Genomic DNA, 18,838 nt, shown 5'->3' with positions numbered 1-18,838 from the left:
AAGACGCGGCGGCGCGAGCACCCGGCCATGGCGAGGCCCGAACCGTGAGCGACGTGTTCGACCGCGAGCCGGACGACCCCGTCCGGGTGCTCGACGTGTCGGGCGAACTCGTCGGCGACCGTCCCGACCTCTCCGACGACGAGTTGCTCGCCCTCTATCGCCACATGCGCCTCGCCCGCCACTTCGACGAGCGGGCGGTCAACCTCCAGCGACAGGGACGGATGGGCACCTACCCGCCGCTGGCCGGGCAGGAAGCGGCACAGGTGGCCAGCGCCATGGCGCTGGAGCCGCGAGACTGGATCGCCCCCAGCTACCGCGAACACGCCGCCGTCCACGTCCACGGCCTCTCGCTGTCGGACATCCTGCTCTACTGGATGGGCCACGGCGCGGGCGGGTGGCGCGCCGACGTGAACGTCCTCCCCGCCGCGGTGCCCATCGCGACGCAGGTGCCCCACACGACGGGGTTGGCGCTCGCGTCGAAGCTCCGGGGTGACGATGCGGTGGCCTGTGCCTACTTCGGCGACGGCGCCACCAGCGAGGGCGACTTCCACGAGGGGCTGAACGTGGCCGGCGTCTTCGACGTCCCCGCCGTCTTCGTCTGCAACAACAACGGCTGGGCCATCTCGGTGCCGCGGGAGCGCCAGACCGCGAGTCCGACGCTCGCGGGCAAGGCCGCCGCCTACGGCATCGACGGCGTGCAGGTCGACGGGATGGACCCGCTGGCGACCTACGCGGTGATGCGCGCGGCCGTCGAGAAGGCCCGCGAGCCGGGCGACCGGCCGCGCCCGACGCTGATCGAGGCGGTGCAGTACCGCTTCGGCGCCCACACTACCGCCGACGACCCCACCGTCTACCGCGACGAGGCGGAGGTCGAGGCGTGGCGCGAACGCGACCCGATCCCCCGACTCGAACGCTTCCTGCGCGAGACGGGGCGCCTCGACGACGACCGGATCGACGCCGTCGAGGCGAGCGTCCGCGAGCAGGTGAGCGAGGCCATCGAACGCGCCGAGAACACCGCCCGGCCCGCCCCCGACGCGATGTTCGCGGACGTGTACGCCGACATTCCCCCCGAACTGGGCGAGCAACGCGCCCACCTGCACCGACTGCGCGACCGATACGGCGACGATGCCTTCCTGAGGGACTGATATGAGCACTGACACCGACACGCAGAATCTGACGCTGGTACAGGCGGTCCGGGACGGTCTCCGGACCGAAATGCAACGCGACGACGACGTGATCGTCCTCGGCGAGGACGTGGCCAAGAACGGCGGCGTCTTCCGCGCCACCGAGGGCCTCTACGAGGAGTTCGGCGACGACCGCGTGATCGATACGCCCCTCGCGGAGTCGGGCATCGTCGGCACCTCCATCGGCATGGCCGCCTACGGCCTCCGGCCCGTGCCCGAAATCCAGTTCATGGGCTTCATCTACCCCGCGTTCGACCAGATCGTCAGCCACGCGGCCCGCCTGCGCACCAGAACCCGCGGGCGCTTTACCTGCCCCATGGTCGTGCGCGCCCCCTACGGCGGCGGCATCCGCGCGCCCGAACACCACTCGGAGTCGAAGGAGGCCTTCTTCGTCCACGAACCGGGGCTGAAGGTGGTGATCCCCTCCACCCCAGCCGACACGAAGGGCCTCCTCGCCTCGGCCATCCGCGACCCCGATCCCGTCGTCTTCCTCGAACCCAAACTCATCTACCGCGCCTTCCGCGAGGACGTGCCGACCGGCGACCACACCGTCCCCCTCGGCGAGGCTGCCGTCCGCCGCGAGGGGAGCGACGTGTCCGTCTACACCTGGGGGGCGATGACCCGGCCGACGATGGAGGCCGCGGGGACCCTCGCCGAGGACGGCGTCGACTGCGAGGTGATCGACCTGCGGACGCTCTCGCCGCTCGACCGCGAGACCATCGTCGACTCCTTCGAGAAGACGGGCCGGGCCGCCGTGGTCCACGAGGCGCCGCGGACCGGCGGGCTCGGTGGCGAAATAACGGCGATCCTGCAGGAGGAGGCGCTGCTCTACCAGGAGGCGCCGATCGAGCGGATCACCGGCTTCGACACGCCGGTTCCCCTCTACGCGCTGGAGGACTACTACCTCCCCTCGCCGACCCGAATCGAGGACGGGATTCGGGAGGTCGTCGACTTCTAATGACCGTCGAGACGTTCAAACTCCCGGACGTGGGCGAGGGTGTCGCCGAGGGCGAACTCGTCCGGTGGCTGGTCGAGGTTGGCGAGGACATCGAGGAGGACCAGCCACTCGCCGAGGTGGAGACGGACAAGGCGCTGGTCGACCTCCCCTCCCCCTTCGCCGGCACGGTCACGGAACTCCACGCCGAGGAGGGCGAGATGGTGCCCGTCGGGGCGGGACTCGTCTCCGTCGATGTGGGCGGTGACGAGGACGAGGGGGCGGCGGAGTCGAAATCGGACCCGGAGACCACCGCCACCGACGCCGCGGCGGACGACGGGAGCGAGGCCGCCGCTGGCCGCGTCTTCGCCTCCCCGAGCACCCGCCGACTGGCCCGCGAACTCGGCGTCGACCTCGCCGGCGTCGCGGGATCGGGACCGAGCGGGCGCGTCACCGACGCGGACGTGCGGGCGGCGGTCGAGGGGACGGACCAACCGACGCCGCGGTCGCCCGACGAGTCGGCGACGAGCGTCGTGACGGAGCGCGACGCGACGGCCGACGCGGAGTCCCACCGCGAATCGGCCGACGTCGTGACGACGGCCGCGGAAGCAGCCGGGCGAATGGGGTCCGCGGACCGCGAGCGCACCCTCGCCGCCCCGGCGACCCGACGGCTCGCCGACGAACTCGGCGTCGACCTCGACGCGGTGCCGACCGACGAACGGCGGGACGGCGAGGCGTTCGTCACGCCCGCGATGGTGCGGGAGTTCGCGGAGAGAGGTGGCGAGGCCGAACCGGAGGCGGAGGCGGAAGCGGCGTCCCCACCCGCCGAAGCGGCCCCGCCGACCGACGACGGCCCGCGTCCCGGCGACCGCATCCCCTACCGCGGCGTCCGCCGCGCCATCGGCGAGCAGATGGAGCAGGCGAAGTATACGGCGCCTCACGTCACTCACACCGACGAGGTGGACGTGACGCGGCTGGTGGAGACGAAAGCCGAACTCGAATCCTACGCCGAGGCCGAGGGCGTCTCCCTCACCTACCTCCCCTTCGTCATGCGCGCGGTGACGCGGGCGCTCCGTGAGTTCCCGCAGGTCAACGCCTCGCTCGACGAGGCGGCGGAGGAAATCGTCTGTCACGACGACTACAACCTCGGCGTCGCGACGGCGACGGACGCGGGTCTCATGGTCCCCGTCGTCGAGGACGTCGATCGGAAGGGACTGCTCGACCTCGCAGCCGAGACGGCGGGGAAGGTGGAACGCGCGCGTGACCGGTCGATCAGTCGCGAGGAGATGCAGGGCGGTACCTTCACCATCACGAACGTCGGCGTCATCGGCGGGGAGTACGCCACACCCATCGTCAACCACCCCGAGGTGGCGATCCTGGCGCTCGGCCGGGTCGCGGAGCGCCCCCGCGTCGTCGACGGCGAGGTGGTGCCGCGGCACACCCTCCCGCTCTCCCTGTCGGTCGATCACCGCGTCGTCGACGGCGCGGTGGCCGCCCGCTTCACCAACCGGGTGATGGAACTACTGCGCAGTCCGGCCCGGTTGCTGGTCGACTGATCGCCTACAGCCGCTCGCTATTTAAACACCCGTTTGCACCAAGCACGGCACTTATTCGGCCGGTACGCGCAGGATGCCGTATGACGGAGACTGTCACGCTCGCGGATATCGAAGCCGCCCGGGGCCGGTTCGACGACCCGGCCATCGTCAGGCAGACGCCAATCGAGACGAACCGCTCGCTCTCGGAGATGTCGGGCGCTGACGTCCATCTGAAGATGGAGCATCTCCAGCGGACGGGGTCGTTCAAGACTCGTGGGGCGTACAACAAGCTGAAACAGGAGGCGGCGGCGGGTGGCGACAAACACGTCGTGGCGGCGAGTGCGGGCAACCACGCCCAGGGCGTCGCGCTCGCGGCGACGACGGTGGGGCTGGAGTCGACCATTGTGATGCCGGAGAACGCCCCGCAGGCGAAAATCGACGCCACCCGGAGCTACGGCGCGACGGTCGAACTCCACGGCTCGACGTTCGGCGAGGCGATGGCTTACGCGAAGTCGCTGGCCGAGCAGCCGGGGATGCTGTTCGTCCACGCCTACGACGACCCGGACATCGTCGCCGGCCAGGGCACCCTCGGGCTGGAGATTTACGAGCAGGTGCCGGACGTGGACACGGTGATCGTTCCCATCGGCGGCGGTGGCCTGATCGGCGGGATCAGCACGGCGTTGAAGGCCCTCGACGACTCGGTGCGCGTGATCGGCGTGCAGGCCGAACTGGCGTCGACGGTCCACGAGAGCCTCCGGAAGGGGGCGCCGGTCGACGAGGAGTCACCGAAGACCATCGCGGACGGCATCGCCACGGGCAGTATCTCGGAGCTAACCCTCGGACTCATCGAGGAGAACGTCGACGAGGTGGTGACGGTGAGCGACGACGACATCGCGCGGGCCATCCTCGTCGTTCTCGAACGCGCGAAGCAGTTGGTCGAGGGGGCCGGTGCGGCCTCCGTGGCGGCGATGCTGAGCGACGAGGTGGACGTCGAGGGGGAGATGGTCGTCCCCCTGCTCTGTGGCGGCAACATCGACATGTCGATGCTCCAGACGGTGTTGACCCACGCCCTGACCGACCGGAATCAGCTGCTTCGCCTCCGCATCCGCATCCGCGACCAGCCCGGCGAGATGGGGCGGATTTCGGGCATCATCGGCGAGCAAAGCGCCAACATCCGGACGGTGAGACACGACCGCGCCGTCGGCGACCTGCACGTCGGCGACGCCTACCTCGTCTTCCAAGTGGTGACGAGCGGCGAGAGTCACGCGAAGTCGGTCATGGCCGCCATCGAGGACGCGGGCTACGAGGTCGAGCGCGTGAACTGAGCCGGAGAACCGACCGAGCATCCGGCTGGCCGAGATATAAACGACAAATCACAATCAAATTGTCGCAAAGTAAAACGATCCGTTACCATCGTTGCCTTTTAATTAAAAATAGTGGCGTCCCGGGCCCCAACTTAAACGCCCGCACATAGCCAGCGTAATGGTGATTCGTGACACTGTTGCATAGCCTATCGTGACGCGGTGGGACGCGATGTCTGTCCGGCCGCGAGTCGATCACCCACTATGACCAACGATCACGACCTCACGCGGCGGCGGTACATGAAGGCGGCGACCGCTAGCGCCGCGATGGCCGGTGCGGCCGGCTGTCTCGGCGGGAGCGGTGGCGGCGGGAGCGAGGGGAACAGTTGGCGGACCCAAGAACTCGCGACGGTGCCGGCTGCCTCGGATGGCGCGCTCTACGAACCCACCGAGGCAGACGAGACTGGGGAGACGATCAACCACCTGACGTGGACGGGCTACGACGCCTCGAACGTTCAGGACCCGTTCCGCGAGCAGTTCAGCTGCCAGACGCAACTGGACCTGTTCACGTCGAACCCGAAGGCGTTCAACCGCCTCCAGTCCGGGGAGTGGCAGCAGTTCCACCAGGCCACGTTCGACATGGCGTGGATCCCGCGACTGGCCGAAGCCGGTCTCATCCGGCCGATGAGCTACGAGGACTGGAAGCCGTACACGTTCGATCAGTACATCGACCTGTTCAAAAAGGAGAACGGATACAAGTACGCGTTCGTCAACGAGGACGACTACACGTTCGACATCGACGGCACGATGTACGGCGCCCCCCAGCGGTTCGGGTGGGCCTCCTTCGTCGTCAACACGGACAACGTCCCCGAGGACGCCTACACGAGCTACGACGCGGCGTGGTCCGACGAGTACAACGTCGGTGTCTACGACCTGATGTTCTGGGGCATCCAGATCATCATGCTCCGCGAGGGTATCGACCCGTTCAAGGAGCACACCGAAGCGGAGGTCGAACAGGTCAAACAGGCCACGTTCGAGCTATTCGACAACGCCAAGACGCTGCTTCCGGACTTCGCGTCGATGAACCAGGCGATGAAGTCGGGCGAGATCGACATCGGCTTCATCTCGGGCAACTGGATCAACGGGACGCTCCGCCGCGGCGGCAACCTCGAGTTCCAGGCGGTCGTGCCCGACGAGGGAAGCGTCATCTGGGTCGAGACGACGGCCTTCGTCAAGGGCGACCAGCCCACCGTCTCCGACAACTACCTCGCGTACATGCAGCGCGGGCAGAACGCGCTGAAGCTCTCGTGGCCCACCTCGGGCGGGACGAACGTCGTGCCCCACCAGACGGCGTGGGAGAACTACAACGACCGGCAGCGGGAGGTGCTTCGCGTCGACGAGGTTCGGGACATCATCGACCGGTCGGTGTTCTACACCGGGATTCCGGATCTGGAGAAGTTCGAGCCGATCTGGCGCCAGGCCAAGAGCCGGCTCTGATAGCGACGGTTGTAACGACCCCGGTCGACCGTCTTCGCGGACGGTCCCGCCGGTGGTCACTTACAACCGTGCCCACGCGGCCCTCGTGCCGCGACGATATATCAATGTTACAGGCAACAAATCTACGAAAGGAGTATGGCTCGCTCGTCGCGGTCGACGACGTCGATCTCGAGATCGAGACCGGTGAGTTCGCGACTATCGTCGGGCCGTCCGGGAGCGGGAAGAGCACCCTGTTGCACATGCTCGCCGGACATCTGAAGCCGACCGGCGGCCGAATCACCCTCGACGGCGCGGACATCACCGACACCAAGCCACAGGAACGCCCCACGAGTCTCGTGTTCCAGTCGTGGGCGCTGTTCCCGCATATGACTGTCCGCGAGAACATCGAGTTTCCCATCCGAACCACGGGTCGGGAAGTGAACGGCCAGGTCGAGGAACTCCTCGAACAGGTGGAGCTCGACCCCGAGATTCAGGCCGACAAGAACGTCTCCGAACTGTCCGGCGGCCAGCGCCAGCGGGTCGCCCTCGCACGTTCGCTGGCGTACGACCCGGATATCCTCTTGCTCGACGAACCCCTCGCGTCGCTCGACTACGTGTTGCAGAAACAGCTCCAGCGCGAACTCGCCGACCTCAACGTCGAACTCGACATGACGTTCGTCTACGTCACCCACTCGCTGGAGGCCGCACTGGTCATGAGCGACAAACTGTTCGTCATCGACGAGGGTGAGCTGATCCAGACCGGGCCACCCGAGGAGATCTACCGCGAGCCGAACAACAAGTTCATCGCGGAGTTCATGGGCGACGCCAACGTGTTCGCCGTCGACGCCGGCGAGTCCGACCCGGGGACTGCGACCGTCTCCAGCGACGAGTTCGAGGGGACGGCCACGGTGGCCACCCACGTCGACGGTGACCTCGCCCACCTCGTGGTACGGCACGACGACTGCGTGGTCGAACCGACGCTCACCCGTCCGCTCGGCGCCGAAGTCGCCATCGACAACATCCTCGTCCGGGGGAACACAGTCCTCGTCGAGTGCTCGTCGACGGCGACCGACGACGACTACGTCGCCGAAATCGATTACGACCGATACGAAACCACCGACATCGCCGTCGGCGACACGGCCTACCTCCAGTGGGACGCCGACAAGTCGATTCTGGTCCCAGAATAATGTCCACGATCGATACACTCCGTGGTCGGATCGACGCGGCGACGGAGAGCGACAACCCGCTCATGGCGCTCGTTCGCCCGCCGTACGTGCTCTTGCTGCCGTTGGCGATCCTGCTGCTCGTCATGTTCGTCGGGCCGATGCTCGCCATCGTGATGTTCTCCGTCCAGCCCGCGAACTCCATCTCGCTGAACCCCACGGTGTGGACGTTCGAACACTACGCCGAGATCATCGGTGGCATGGCCAGCGGTCAGGGAGTGTACGGCGACGTACTGGTCAACACCGCCGCCGTCAGCGCCGTCACGACGGTCGCCACGCTCGTGTTCTCGTACCCCGCGGCGTACGCGCTGGCGCGGAAGATCGACCGGTACAAGACCGTCTTCCTGCTTGTCCTCATCATCCCGCTCTTCACGAGCGTGAACATCCGGGTGTTCGGGTGGGCGCTCTTTCTCGTCAAAAACGGCGTCCTCGACAGCGTCGTGAGCCTGTTCGGCGTCTCGAACTACCCGACGATGATGTACCAGCGCTGGACGATCATCCTCGGGACGACCTACGTCTACATGCCGTTCATGCTCTTTCCCATCTACCTCTCCCTGCTCTCGGTCGAGGACGAGACGATCGCGGCCGCCCGCGACCTCGGTGCGACGCGATGGACGCTGTTCCGGAAGATCATCCTCCCGTTGAGCAAGCCCGGCGTCATCATCGGCTCGCTGTTCGTGTTCATCCTCAGCCTCGGTGCCGACGTGGAGGCACAGATCCTCGGCGGCGGCTCCATCTTCACCATGGCCAGCAACATCAACTACTCGTTCGGGTACAGTCAGAACTGGCCGCTCGGCTCGGCACAGGCGGTCGGCCTCCTGATCATCACCCTCGTCTGTGGAGTGATCATCCTCCGGACGATCAACCTGAAGGAGATCGCATCGCGGGGTGACGCATGAGCGTCGAATCCCGCGGGCTGATCGACCGTCTCGGCGCCGGTGCCTGGTACGGCTACGTCGCCCTCGTCGCCCTCTTTTTCCTGACGCCGCTGTTCTCGCTCGTGATCGCGTCGTTCTACGACGGCCGCTTCTTCTCTATCGTCGACTACGAGTTCTCGCTCGGCTGGTACGAAGCGGCGCTCGCCTCGGGGAGCATCCGATCCGCGTTCATGAACACCGTCCGCATCTCGGTGCCGGTGACGATCCTCAGCACGATCATCGGCACCGGCGGCGCCATCGCGTACACGCGCTACGAGTTCCCGTGGCAGGAGCGGTTCAAACTGCTGGCCCTGCTCCCCATCTTCTTCCCGCTCATCCTGCTCGGCCTCGGGATGTCGATGTGGGCGAGTGTCCTCGGCCTCGGCTACGGCATCGTTCCCTCGATCATCGGCGAACTCGTCTGGATCTCGCCCATCGTGATGTTCGTCGTCTCCATCACGGCGCTCGGCATCGACCCGAACGTCGAGGAGGCGGCCCGCGACCTCGGCGCCGACACGATCACGATGTACCGGCGGGTCACGCTCCCGCTGATCAAAGACGGCGTCGTCTCCGGCGCCATCTTCGCGTTCGTGCTCTCGTGGAACAACTACTACATCGTCTCCTACCTCTCCGGCGCGCAGAGCACGATCACCACCTGGATCCACGGCCGCATGACCCAGGGGTTCACGCCGGTCGTCCCCGCCGTGGCGTCGCTGATCTTCTACGTCTCGCTCCTCTTGGTCGTCGCGGCGTTCATCGTCGAGTTCCGCGAGGAGAGCGGCTGACTGTCACTTCTTTTTCCCGCCGTCGATTCCCGGTGCCCGCGACCCGCCGGGCCCGCCGCCCCGCCGAAACATGACGTGCAATCGACGACAAACCGTAAATATGTGGGTAGCCAAGTGTGTCGAAGTACCGTGGGAGCGGGACGATGCTCGAATACACGTTCAGAATCAGACACAAAGGCTGTTGGACTGAGACGGTAAACGAGGCCTTCCCGGGCGTCTCGGCGACGATCATCTACTCGTACCGGCTGACGGGGACGAGCATCACGATGATCGAGGCCACCGGCGTCCACGAGGAACAGGTCGAGCCACTGGTCGAGTGGCTCGCCGACCACGAGGTCATGACCACGGCGCAGCTAGTCAGCTACCACGAGGCACGGGAGACGGCGTTTATCAGCCTCGAAGGGGACTACCGCACCGACACCGAACCCGTCCTCAACGTCCTCCTGCGGAACAACTGCTTTCCCACGATTCCGGCCACCGTCTCGAACGGCCGCGAACACTGGAGCGTCCTCGCGTCGACCCACGACGAGGTGAGCACGACCCACGACGAACTCCGGGATATCGGCTCCGTGGAGGTGGACGCGCTCCGCCAGCCGGAACTCGGCCGCCTGCTCACCGGACTCACGGAGATCAAACAGGCCGTTCAGGCCCTCTCACCCCGACAGACCGAGGTGCTCGCTCGCGCCATCGAACACGGCTACTACGACTCGCCCCGGGCCTGTAACATCGAAGAACTCGCGGCGATGGACTCGGCGAACACGTCGACCGTCGGCGAACACCTCCGGCGCTCGGAAGCGAAGATTCTGGAAGCCGTCGGGACGATGCTGGATCGGGACTAGAACTCGTCGATGTACTCCTCGCGCTCCCACTCGGTCACCGAATCCATGTAGCGGTCGAACTCGTCGCGTTTCAGCTTCAGGAACTCCTCGACGAGCGGTTCGCCGAGCGCCTCGGTCAACACCTCGTCGGCCGCCAGTTCGTCCAGTGCCGCCCACAGCGTCCGCGGGAGGCTGTCGTAGTCCTCCTCGTACGCGTTGGCGAGGGTCGGTTCGCCCGGCTCCGTCTCGTTGCGGATGCCGTCCAGTCCCGCCGCGAGCGTCGCTGCGAGGCCGAGATACGGGTTACACGCCGAGTCGGGGACCCGGTGTTCGATGCGGGCGGCCGGCCCCAGTTCGGGCGGGATCCGGAGGATCGTCGAGCGGTTGTCCGGTCCCCACGCGACGTTGACGGGCGCCCAGATGCCCGGCAGGAGCCGCCGGTAGGAGTTCACGGTCGGGGCACAGATCGCCGTGAGACCCTGCATGTGATCGAGGAGTCCGCCGATGAAGTGGTGGGCAGTCTCCGAGAGCCCCGATTCGCCCGCCGGATGCTTGCCAGCCGGGAACTGCAAGTTGCCCGTCTCGCTGGCGAACAGGTTCTCCTCTGCCGCCTCGTCCCACAGGCTCAGGTGGAAGTGGAGGCCGTTGGCGTCCTCGCCGGAGTACGGTCGGGGCATGAACGAGGCCTTGTACCCCCGGTCGCGCGCGATGGCTTTGGCGGCGTGCCGGAAGAACATGAGCGAGTCCGCCGTCGTCAGCGCGTCGTCGTACTCGATGTTCACCTCGTACTGACCGGGCTGGGACTCCTGGTGGACCCCGAGTACCGACGATCCCGCCGTCTCCATGGCGTCCGACCACGCCCGGACGAGGTCGTCGGCCATGTCGACTGCGCTCATGTCGTAGGAACACCGGGTGTTGTACGGCTCCCAGTCGCCGTCGCCGTCCGGCTGGAGCACGGAGAACTCGGCTTCGATACCGGCGAAGGGGTGAAAGCCCTCGCTTCGCAGGTCCTCGATCACCCGCCGGAGCGCGCCACGGGCACAGAGGTCGAACGGCGAGTGATCGACGTTCGTGAGGTCGGTGAAGACGGCGGCCGTGTCCTCGGCCCACGACACCTCGCGCAGCGAGTCGGGGTCGGCGACGGCCATCATGTCTCCGCCCTCCGCGCCGTAGCGCGGCTCGTCGAGCAGTCCCGGTTCGAGCGTCAACTCCGCCACGCCGTTGGCGAAGCCGACCCCCTCCTCCACCGCGTCCTCGTACTCGCTTCCCGGCAAGGAGATACCGCGCGCGACGCCGTTCAGGTCCGTCCAGAACAGCCGAACCCGTTCGTACTCGGTCATTGTAACAGGGTAACGAGAGACCTACCAACTCATAGCGGTTCACCCGGGGACTTGCGAGTGAATAAATACGGTGGCGGGCCGGGACGGTGGTTCGGGGCGCTCACCAGCGCCGATCTCTTATAAATGCCCACACATTCGGTGGACAACGCTTAGGCCGAGTCGCGGGGGAGTCGCCGCATGGAGAGTCACGAATACGACCTGGTGATCGACGGGGAGCGCCACGATGCCGCGACGACCCTGTCGGTCGAGAATCCGGCGACCGGCGAGACGGTCGGTCGGGTAGCGAGCGGCGACGCCGCCGACGCGCGCGCCGCCATCGACGCCGCGGGCACGGCGGCCGACGACTGGGCGTCGGCGTCGCCCGCCGACCGCGCCGCGCCGCTCAGAACGGTCGCCGACCGCATCGAGAACGACGCCGACGAGCTAGCCGCCCTGCTGGCGGCCGAGGCGGGCAAACCCCGCCCGACCGCCGAGGGCGAAATCGCCGAAACCGTCGCCCAGTTCCGCTTCTATGCGGGCGTGACCGACAAGGTCCGGGGCGACACGGTGCCGACCGCCGAGAACCGGCTCAACTACACCAAGCGGTCGCCGTACGGCGTCACCGCCCACGTCGTCCCGTGGAACTATCCGCTCCTCCTCGGGACGCGCGGGTTCGCGGCTGCGCTGGCGACGGGCAACACGCTCGTCGTCAAGCCACCGAGTCTCGCCCCGCTGTCGACCATGTGGGTCGGGGAGGTGATGGCCGAGGCGTTCCCGGACGGCGTCGTCAACCTCGTCCCCGGGCCGGGGAGCGAGGTGGGTGCCGAACTCGCCGGCAGTGGCGGCGTCGACGCCATCACGTTCACCGGATCGACCGGCGTCGGCCGGGGCGTCCTCGAAGCCGCGGCCGAACACGTCACGCCCGTCGACGTGGAGTTGGGTGGCAAGGCGCCCGCCATCGTCCTCGACGACGCGGACGTGGAGAACGCCGCCCGCGGCGTCGTCGCCGGCATCTTCTCCAACGCCGGCCAGAACTGCGTCGCCACCTCCCGCTGTCTCGTCCACGAGGACGTCCACGACGAACTCGTCGCGGCGGTCGTCGAGAAGACCGAGCGCATCACGCTCGGCGGCGGCGACGATCCGGAGACGGACATGGGACCGGTCATCTCGGCGGACGCGAAAGCCGACGTACTGGGCTACGTCGACTCCGCGGTCGAGGAGGGTGCGACGCTCCTGACCGGCGGCGGAACGCCCGACGACCCCACCCTCGCGGACGGCCACTTCGTCGAGCCGACCGTCTTCGACGACGTGACCCCCGATATGACCGTCGCCTGCGAGGAGATATTCGGTCCCGTCCTCTCCTTCGTCACCGTCTCCTCGACCGAGGAGGCCATCGCGGTGGCGAACGACTCGCCGTTCGGCCTCGCGGCGTCGCTGTGGACCGACTCGCTCGACGCGACGCAGCTGGCCGACCGGTTGGACCACGGCCTCGTCGCCGTCAACACCTTCCCCGTCTCCATGCCCCAGAGCCCGTGGGGCGGCAACAAGGAGAGCGGCATCGGGCGCGAGGGCGGACTGGAGGGCGTCGAGGCGTTCACGACCGTCGACAGCGTCGTGATCGAACACGACGACATGGGGGACCCCTACCTGTGAGCGACACCGTCCTGATCGGACAGATCGAACACGAGACGAACACGTTCTCGGCGCTCCCGACGGATATGTCGGCGTTCGCCGACGCGTCGCTCCACTACGGCGACGACGTGATCGCCGACCTCGAGGGGACGAACACCGCCGTCGGCGGGTTCCTCCGCGTCGCAAGCGAGGAAAACTGGGACGTGGTGCCGACCGTCGCCGCCGACGCCACGCCCGGCGGCGTCGTCACCGCGGAGGCCCGCGAGACGTTGCTGGAGGCGGTCCTGACGGGCATCGAGCGGACCGATCCCGACGGCGTCCTCCTCGCCCTCCACGGCGCGATGGTGAGCGAGGGAGAACGAGACGGCGACGGCTACATCCTCGACCGCGTCCGCGACGCGGTCGGTGACGACGTGCCCGTGATGGCGTCGCTCGACCTCCACGCCAACATCTCGACGCGGATGGCGACCCACGCGGACGGCCTGTTCGGCTACGACACCTACCCGCACGTCGACATCGGCGACACGGGCGAGACGGCGGCGCGGGCGATGGCCGCGACGCTCCGTGGCGAACTGGCCCCCGAAATCGTCGTCGAACGCGCGCCGCTCCTCCCGCCCCTGCCGGAACTCCGGACGGAGACGGAACCGATGGCCTCCCTGCTCGCCGCGGCGGCCGACGACGAAGGGGACGGAATCCCCGACGTGTCGGTCTTCGGTGGCTTCGCGCAGGCCGACGTGGACCACGCCGGATTTTCGGTCGTCGGCGTCGCGGACCGGTCCGTTGCCGACGACGTTCGGGAGCGTTGTCGCGCCCTCGCGGACGAGGCGGTCGACCGCCGCGACGAGTTCGACCGCGACTACACGAGCGTCGCCGACGCCGCCGCGGAGGCGGCGACGTGGGACGGGGACGCCCCCCTGCTCCTCGCGGACATCTCCGACAACCCCGGCGGCGGGAGCGCACAGGACGGCACCGCCCTGTTGGCCGCCCTCCTCGACGCCGGCGTCGAGGACGCGGCGCTGGCGACGATCTACGACCCCGAAGCCGTCGCGGCGGCGGCCGAGGCGGGTGTCGGCGCGGAGCTGTCGCTGTCGCTCGGCGGCCGGAGCGGCGAGAACGGCGACCCGCTGGACGTGACGGGGCGGGTGCGCCTCCTCTCGGACGGCAACTACCGCAACTACGGGCCGATGTCGACGGGACTCGACGTATCGTTCGGCCGGACGGCCCTCCTCGACGTCGACGGCATCGACGTGCTCGTCGGTTCCCACCGCCAGCAGCCGTACGACCCCGAAGCCTTCCGGAGTCAGGGGATCACGCCCGAACGCGAACGCGTCCTCGTCCTCAAGAGTACGGTCCACTACCGGGCGGCGTTCGAACCCCTCGTCGGCGCGGTGCGCGAGGTGGCGACCCCGGGGCTGTGTAGCCCCGACCTCTCGGCGTTCGACTACCAGCACGTTCCCCGGCCGATCTACCCGCTCGACGACGTGGTGTGAGGCCCCGTCCCACGAACTTAACTGCCCGTCGATATGTGACACAACGGACTTGCGCCGAAACGGGAACGTATGGCATACGCGGCGGCCACGTCACGCGAATCCGTTTCGCCGGGCCGGCCGCCCGATCACTGTCCCGGCTACGACAACAGGAACCTAGATACTATGACCTCGACTCATCAGATGTGGAACGTACCGAACCGAATGCTCTTCGGCTGGGGGGCGGCGACCGAACTCGGCTCGTATCTCGACGAGTTCGACGCCGAGCATCCCCTCGTCATCACCGACGAAGGGGTGCGGGCCGCGGGCGTTCTCGATCCGTTGCTCGACGCCATCGAGGCGTCGGGGCGTCGCTACTCCGTCTTCGACGGCGTCCAGCCGGACCCGACGGACGTGGTCGTTCACGAGGCGGCGTCGGCGTACGACGAGGCCGGCGCCGACCTCGTTCTCGGCGTCGGCGGCGGCTCCTCCATCGACACCGCGAAGGCGGCGAGCATCCTCGCGACCAACGACGGCCACATCCTCGACTTCGAGGGGAGCGGTAACGTCCCGAACGACCCACCGCCGACCGTGTTCGTCCCCACGACGGCGGGGACGGGGAGCGAGGTGGGCCACTGGACCATCGTGAAGGATTCCGACACCTCGATCAAAGAGGAGATCGGTGACGTGAGCCTGCTGGCCGATCTGGCTCTCGTCGACCCCGAACTGACCGCGAGCGCGCCGGCGCCGGTCAAGGCCGCGACGGGCATGGACGTACTCACCCACGCCATCGAGGCCTACGTCTCGATCAGGGCCCAGAGCCAGACCTCGGCGCTGGCTATCGACTCCGTCGAGAAGGTCGGCGAGTACCTGCCCCGCGCGGTCGAGTACCGCGGCGGCGACCGCGAGGCGCTGTCGAAGATGGCGAAGGCGAGTTCGCAGGCTGGCATGGCGTTCAACGGCGCCGGCCTCGGCGCCGTCCACGCCGTCTCCCACCAGGTCGGTGGGACGTTCGGCGTGCCCCACGGGCTGGCCAACGCCATCCTCCTCCCCTACGTGATGGAGTACAACCTCCCGCAGGTGCCCGAGAAGATGGTGGACATCGCGGCGGCGCTGGGCGAGGACGTGGACCGGTCGAAGCCGGCGCGGGCGGAGGCCGAGAAGGCGGTGTGGGCGGTGCGACGTCTCGCGGCCGACGTGCGCATCCCGGAGACGCTCGCGGAGACGGCGGCCGAGCGCGACGCCATCCCGCAGTTAGCGGAGCAGGCGATGGACGACGGCTGTCTCACCGGCAACCCCCGGGCGACGGACCCGGACGACTTGGCCGACATCCTAGAACGGGCGTTCGACGGCGAGTTCGAGACGACCCACTAATGTCATGATCGACCACGTACCCCACCTCACAACGCCGACTATATACGTCGAGCGGCCTGAGTCCGATTGACATGCCGTACGCGACTCACTCCGACGCGGAGCGGTCGGCGATGCTCGACGCAGTGGGGGTAAGCGACCCCGACGCGCTGTTCGACATCCCCGAATCGGTCCGGTTCGACGGCGACTACGGGATCGACGCCCACTCGGAGCGGGAGACCCGGGCGGCCGTCGAGGGCATCCTCGACGAGTCGCCCGACCTGACCGAGTTCCTCGGCGGTGGTCACTACGACCACTACGTCCCCTCGGTGGTCGATCACCTCTCCCTGCGCTCGGAGTTTCTGACCAGTTACACGCAGTACCAGCCGGAGATCACGCAGGGGTTCCTGCAGGCGCTGTTCGAGTTCCAGTCGCTCGTCGTCGAACTGACGGGCCTCGGCGTCGCCAACTGCTCGATGTACGACCGCGCGACGGCGCTCGGTGAGGCCGCCCTCCTCGCCGACCGGGTGCGGCAGTCGAGCGGTGAGATAGTCCTCGTGCCCGACGACCTGCCCGACCGGGTGCGCTCGGTTCTCGACAACTACACCGACGGTCCGGGCATCGGCGTCGACACCTACCCCACGAGCGAGGGAACGGTCGACGTGGACGCGCTGGCCGACCGGGTCGACGACGAGGTGTCCCTGATCTACGCCGCGACGCCGAACGCGCGGGGCGTCCTCGAACCGAACCTCGACGCGGTGGGTGACCTCGCGGACGACCACGACGCCCTCTTCTGTGTCGGCTCCGACGCCGTTGCCCTGTCGGTGCTCGAACCCCCCGAGTCGTACGGCGCCGACATCGTGGTCGGCGACGCCGGCGTCCTCGGCCTGCCGACGACCTACGGGATGGGTCTCGGCCTCTTCGCGTGCCGCGAGGACTTCCTCCGGCAGGTGCCCGGTCGCCTCGTCGGCATCAGCGAGGACGACGCCGACAACCGCGCGTACACGCTGACCCTGCAGACCCGCGAACAGCACATCCGCCGGGAGCGCGCCACCTCGAACATCTGCACCAACCAGGCGTGGCTGGCGCTCCGGGCGGCCATCCACGCGGCGTGGCTCGGTCCCGACGGCCTGACCGGGCTGGCCGAGGAGTGCGTGACCGGCATCCGGGAGGCCTGCGAGCGCATCGACGCCCTCGACGGCTTCACCGCCCCCGTCTACGACGGCCACCACTTCCGCGAGGCGCTGATCGACACCGACGAGTCGGCGGCGGCCGTCGTCGAGCGCTGTCGAGAGGCTGGCCTCGCCCTCCGGACCGTCGACGACGGCGGCGAGGAGCGGCTGGCCGTCTGCGTGACCGACACCAACCGCGAGAACGTGGACGCGCTGATCGACGCACTCGCGCCGGAACGGGAGGTGAGCGCGGTATGAGTCAGGAACGGCGCGAACGGCCGGACGGAGCGGACGGGGCATCCGACCCGCCCCACCAACAGACGCGCTGGTACGCCGGTGGGCAGTACGAACCCCTGCTGTCCGAGAAACGCTCCGAGACGGTGGCCGTCGAGTCGTCGCTGCCCGACGACCTGACCCGCGACGAACTCACCCTGCCCGCGCCCGCGGAGCCGGAGGTGGCGCGTCACTACACCCGCCTCTCCCAGATGAACTTCGGCATCGAGTCCGGCTCCATCCCGCTGGGGTCGTGTACGATGAAGTACAACCCCAAATTCACGGAGGACGTGGCGGCCCATCCGGGCAACCGGGTCCACCCACTCCGCGCCGACGCGGACAAACAGGGGATCCTCCACCTGCTGTACGACCTGCAGGAGACGCTCGCCACGATTGGCGGGATGGACGCGGTGACCCTGCAGCCCCCCGCCGGCGCGGCCGGCGAGTTCACGGGCATCCAGGTGGCCAAAGCGTACCACGACGCGAACGGCGACGACCGGAACGAGGTGATCGTCCCCGAGTCGGCCCACGGCACCAACTTCGCCAGCGCGGCGATGGCCGGCTACGACGTGGTCGAACTCCCCTCGAACGAGGCGGGCCGGGTCGAAGTCGACGCGCTGGAAGCGGCCGTGAGCGACGACACCGCGCTCCTGATGCTCACCAACCCCAACACGCTGGGGCTGTTCGAGCGCTCCATCGAGGAGATCGCGGAGATCGTCCACGACGCCGGCGGTCTCCTCTACTACGACGGCGCGAACCTCAACTCCCTGCTCGGGAAGGCTCGCCCCGGCGATATGGGCTTCGACATCATGCATTTCAACCTGCACAAGACGTTCGCGACGCCCCACGGCGGCGGCGGGCCGGGGCAGGGGCCCATCGGCGTCGGGGCGGATCTCGCGCCCTTCCTCCCGACCCCGCAGGTCCGCGAGACGGACGACGGCTACGAGACGTACGCCCCCGAACACAGCATCGGGCGCGTCCACGAATTTATGGGCAACTGGCTGGTGCTCGTGAAGGCCTACGCCTACATCCTGCGTCACGGCGACGAGGGGCTGGAGAACGTGAGCGAAACCGCCGTGCTCAACGCCAACTACCTCGCCTCACAGATCGAGTACGAGGTGCCGTACGGCCCCTTCCACCACGAGTTCGTCGCGAGCGCCAACGCGGACGCGGGCGACGTGGCGAAGTCGATGCTCGACTACGGCGTCCACCCGCCGACGACGAAGTGGCCCGAAATCGTCGACGAGGCGCTGATGACGGAGCCGACGGAGACGGAGTCGAAGGCGAGACTCGACGACCTCGCGGCGGCGTTCAACGCCGTCGCCGAGATGGACGCCGACGACCTGACCGAGACGCCGCGGACGACGACGGCCCGGCGGATCGATCAGGCCTCCGCGGCCCGGAACCCGCGGCTGTCGTGGCACGCGCTGGAGTAGCCGCGACGGTCGAATCG

The 18,838-nt window shown here is 68.1% G+C and carries 15 protein-coding genes; 14 read left to right on the top strand and 1 reads right to left on the bottom strand.

Features of this window, described 5'->3' with window-relative positions:
- Positions 1 to 44: 44 nt before the first annotated feature.
- The 9 genes from pdhA to DU484_RS02055 all read left to right on the top strand — a co-directional run bounded on the left by pdhA (position 45) and on the right by DU484_RS02055 (position 10,194).
- Positions 45 to 1,145, top strand: a complete 1,101-nt coding sequence (gene pdhA / locus DU484_RS02095; RefSeq protein WP_394338751.1) for a pyruvate dehydrogenase (acetyl-transferring) E1 component subunit alpha — start codon at positions 45 to 47, stop codon at positions 1,143 to 1,145.
- Between the two features lies 1 nt (position 1,146).
- Positions 1,147 to 2,142, top strand: coding sequence for an alpha-ketoacid dehydrogenase subunit beta (locus tag DU484_RS02090; RefSeq protein WP_114584541.1), 996 nt, complete (start codon positions 1,147 to 1,149; stop codon positions 2,140 to 2,142).
- Positions 2,142 to 3,674: a dihydrolipoamide acetyltransferase family protein gene (locus tag DU484_RS02085; protein WP_114604986.1), complete on the top strand. Its 1,533-nt coding sequence runs from the start codon at positions 2,142 to 2,144 to the stop codon at positions 3,672 to 3,674. Before DU484_RS02090 ends, DU484_RS02085 begins: the two co-directional genes overlap by 1 nt.
- An 80-nt stretch (positions 3,675 to 3,754) precedes the next feature.
- Entirely contained in the window at positions 3,755 to 4,978 is a 1,224-nt protein-coding gene (gene ilvA / locus DU484_RS02080; protein ID WP_114604985.1) for a threonine ammonia-lyase, read from the top strand.
- A 240-nt stretch (positions 4,979 to 5,218) separates the two neighbouring features.
- Positions 5,219 to 6,451 carry an ABC transporter substrate-binding protein gene (locus DU484_RS02075; RefSeq protein ID WP_114584538.1) on the top strand — a complete coding sequence of 411 codons (1,233 nt, stop codon included), beginning with the start codon at positions 5,219 to 5,221 and terminating at the stop codon, positions 6,449 to 6,451.
- Positions 6,452 to 6,555: 104 nt separating this feature from the next.
- Positions 6,556 to 7,617 (top strand): ABC transporter ATP-binding protein, encoded by a 1,062-nt coding sequence (locus tag DU484_RS02070; RefSeq protein ID WP_114584537.1) that lies wholly within the window; start codon positions 6,556 to 6,558, stop codon positions 7,615 to 7,617.
- Positions 7,617 to 8,552, top strand: coding sequence for an ABC transporter permease (locus DU484_RS02065; RefSeq protein ID WP_114584536.1), 936 nt, complete (start codon positions 7,617 to 7,619; stop codon positions 8,550 to 8,552). Before DU484_RS02070 ends, DU484_RS02065 begins: the two co-directional genes overlap by 1 nt.
- Positions 8,549 to 9,355, top strand: coding sequence for an ABC transporter permease (locus tag DU484_RS02060; RefSeq protein WP_114584535.1), 807 nt, complete (start codon positions 8,549 to 8,551; stop codon positions 9,353 to 9,355). Before DU484_RS02065 ends, DU484_RS02060 begins: the two co-directional genes overlap by 4 nt.
- Before the next feature lie 116 nt (positions 9,356 to 9,471).
- Positions 9,472 to 10,194 carry a helix-turn-helix domain-containing protein gene (locus DU484_RS02055; RefSeq protein ID WP_245957275.1) on the top strand — a complete coding sequence of 241 codons (723 nt, stop codon included), beginning with the start codon at positions 9,472 to 9,474 and terminating at the stop codon, positions 10,192 to 10,194.
- Here DU484_RS02055 and DU484_RS02050 read toward each other — a convergent pair.
- Positions 10,191 to 11,513: a glutamine synthetase family protein gene (locus DU484_RS02050; RefSeq protein WP_114604984.1), complete on the bottom strand. Its 1,323-nt coding sequence runs from the start codon at positions 11,511 to 11,513 to the stop codon at positions 10,191 to 10,193. The genes DU484_RS02055 and DU484_RS02050 overlap by 4 nt on opposite strands.
- Before the next feature lie 177 nt (positions 11,514 to 11,690).
- Here DU484_RS02050 and DU484_RS02045 point away from each other — a divergent pair, with 177 nt between their 5' ends.
- The 5 genes from DU484_RS02045 to gcvPB all read left to right on the top strand — a co-directional run bounded on the left by DU484_RS02045 (position 11,691) and on the right by gcvPB (position 18,821).
- The gene (locus DU484_RS02045; RefSeq protein WP_114604983.1) at positions 11,691 to 13,145 is read left to right on the top strand and encodes an aldehyde dehydrogenase family protein; all 1,455 of its coding nucleotides are present in this window, start codon (positions 11,691 to 11,693) and stop codon (positions 13,143 to 13,145) included.
- Positions 13,142 to 14,614 (top strand): M81 family metallopeptidase, encoded by a 1,473-nt coding sequence (locus DU484_RS02040; protein WP_114604982.1) that lies wholly within the window; start codon positions 13,142 to 13,144, stop codon positions 14,612 to 14,614. The genes DU484_RS02045 and DU484_RS02040 overlap by 4 nt, the downstream gene beginning before the upstream one ends.
- Before the next feature lie 201 nt (positions 14,615 to 14,815).
- Positions 14,816 to 15,964: an iron-containing alcohol dehydrogenase family protein gene (locus DU484_RS02035; RefSeq protein ID WP_245957274.1), complete on the top strand. Its 1,149-nt coding sequence runs from the start codon at positions 14,816 to 14,818 to the stop codon at positions 15,962 to 15,964.
- 71 nt (positions 15,965 to 16,035) lie between these two features.
- Positions 16,036 to 17,370, top strand: coding sequence for an aminomethyl-transferring glycine dehydrogenase subunit GcvPA (gcvPA, locus tag DU484_RS02030; RefSeq protein WP_114604981.1), 1,335 nt, complete (start codon positions 16,036 to 16,038; stop codon positions 17,368 to 17,370).
- Entirely contained in the window at positions 17,367 to 18,821 is a 1,455-nt protein-coding gene (gene gcvPB / locus DU484_RS02025) for an aminomethyl-transferring glycine dehydrogenase subunit GcvPB (RefSeq protein ID WP_114584529.1), read from the top strand. The genes gcvPA and gcvPB overlap by 4 nt, the downstream gene beginning before the upstream one ends.
- Positions 18,822 to 18,838: the final 17 nt, after the last annotated feature.

It is taken from the genome of Haloplanus rubicundus (genome assembly GCF_003342675.1).
In the GTDB taxonomy this organism is placed as follows: domain Archaea; phylum Halobacteriota; class Halobacteria; order Halobacteriales; family Haloferacaceae; genus Haloplanus; species Haloplanus rubicundus.
The sequence above is the reverse complement of the archived record's forward strand: the minus strand, read 5'-3'. Positions and strand labels throughout refer to the sequence as shown.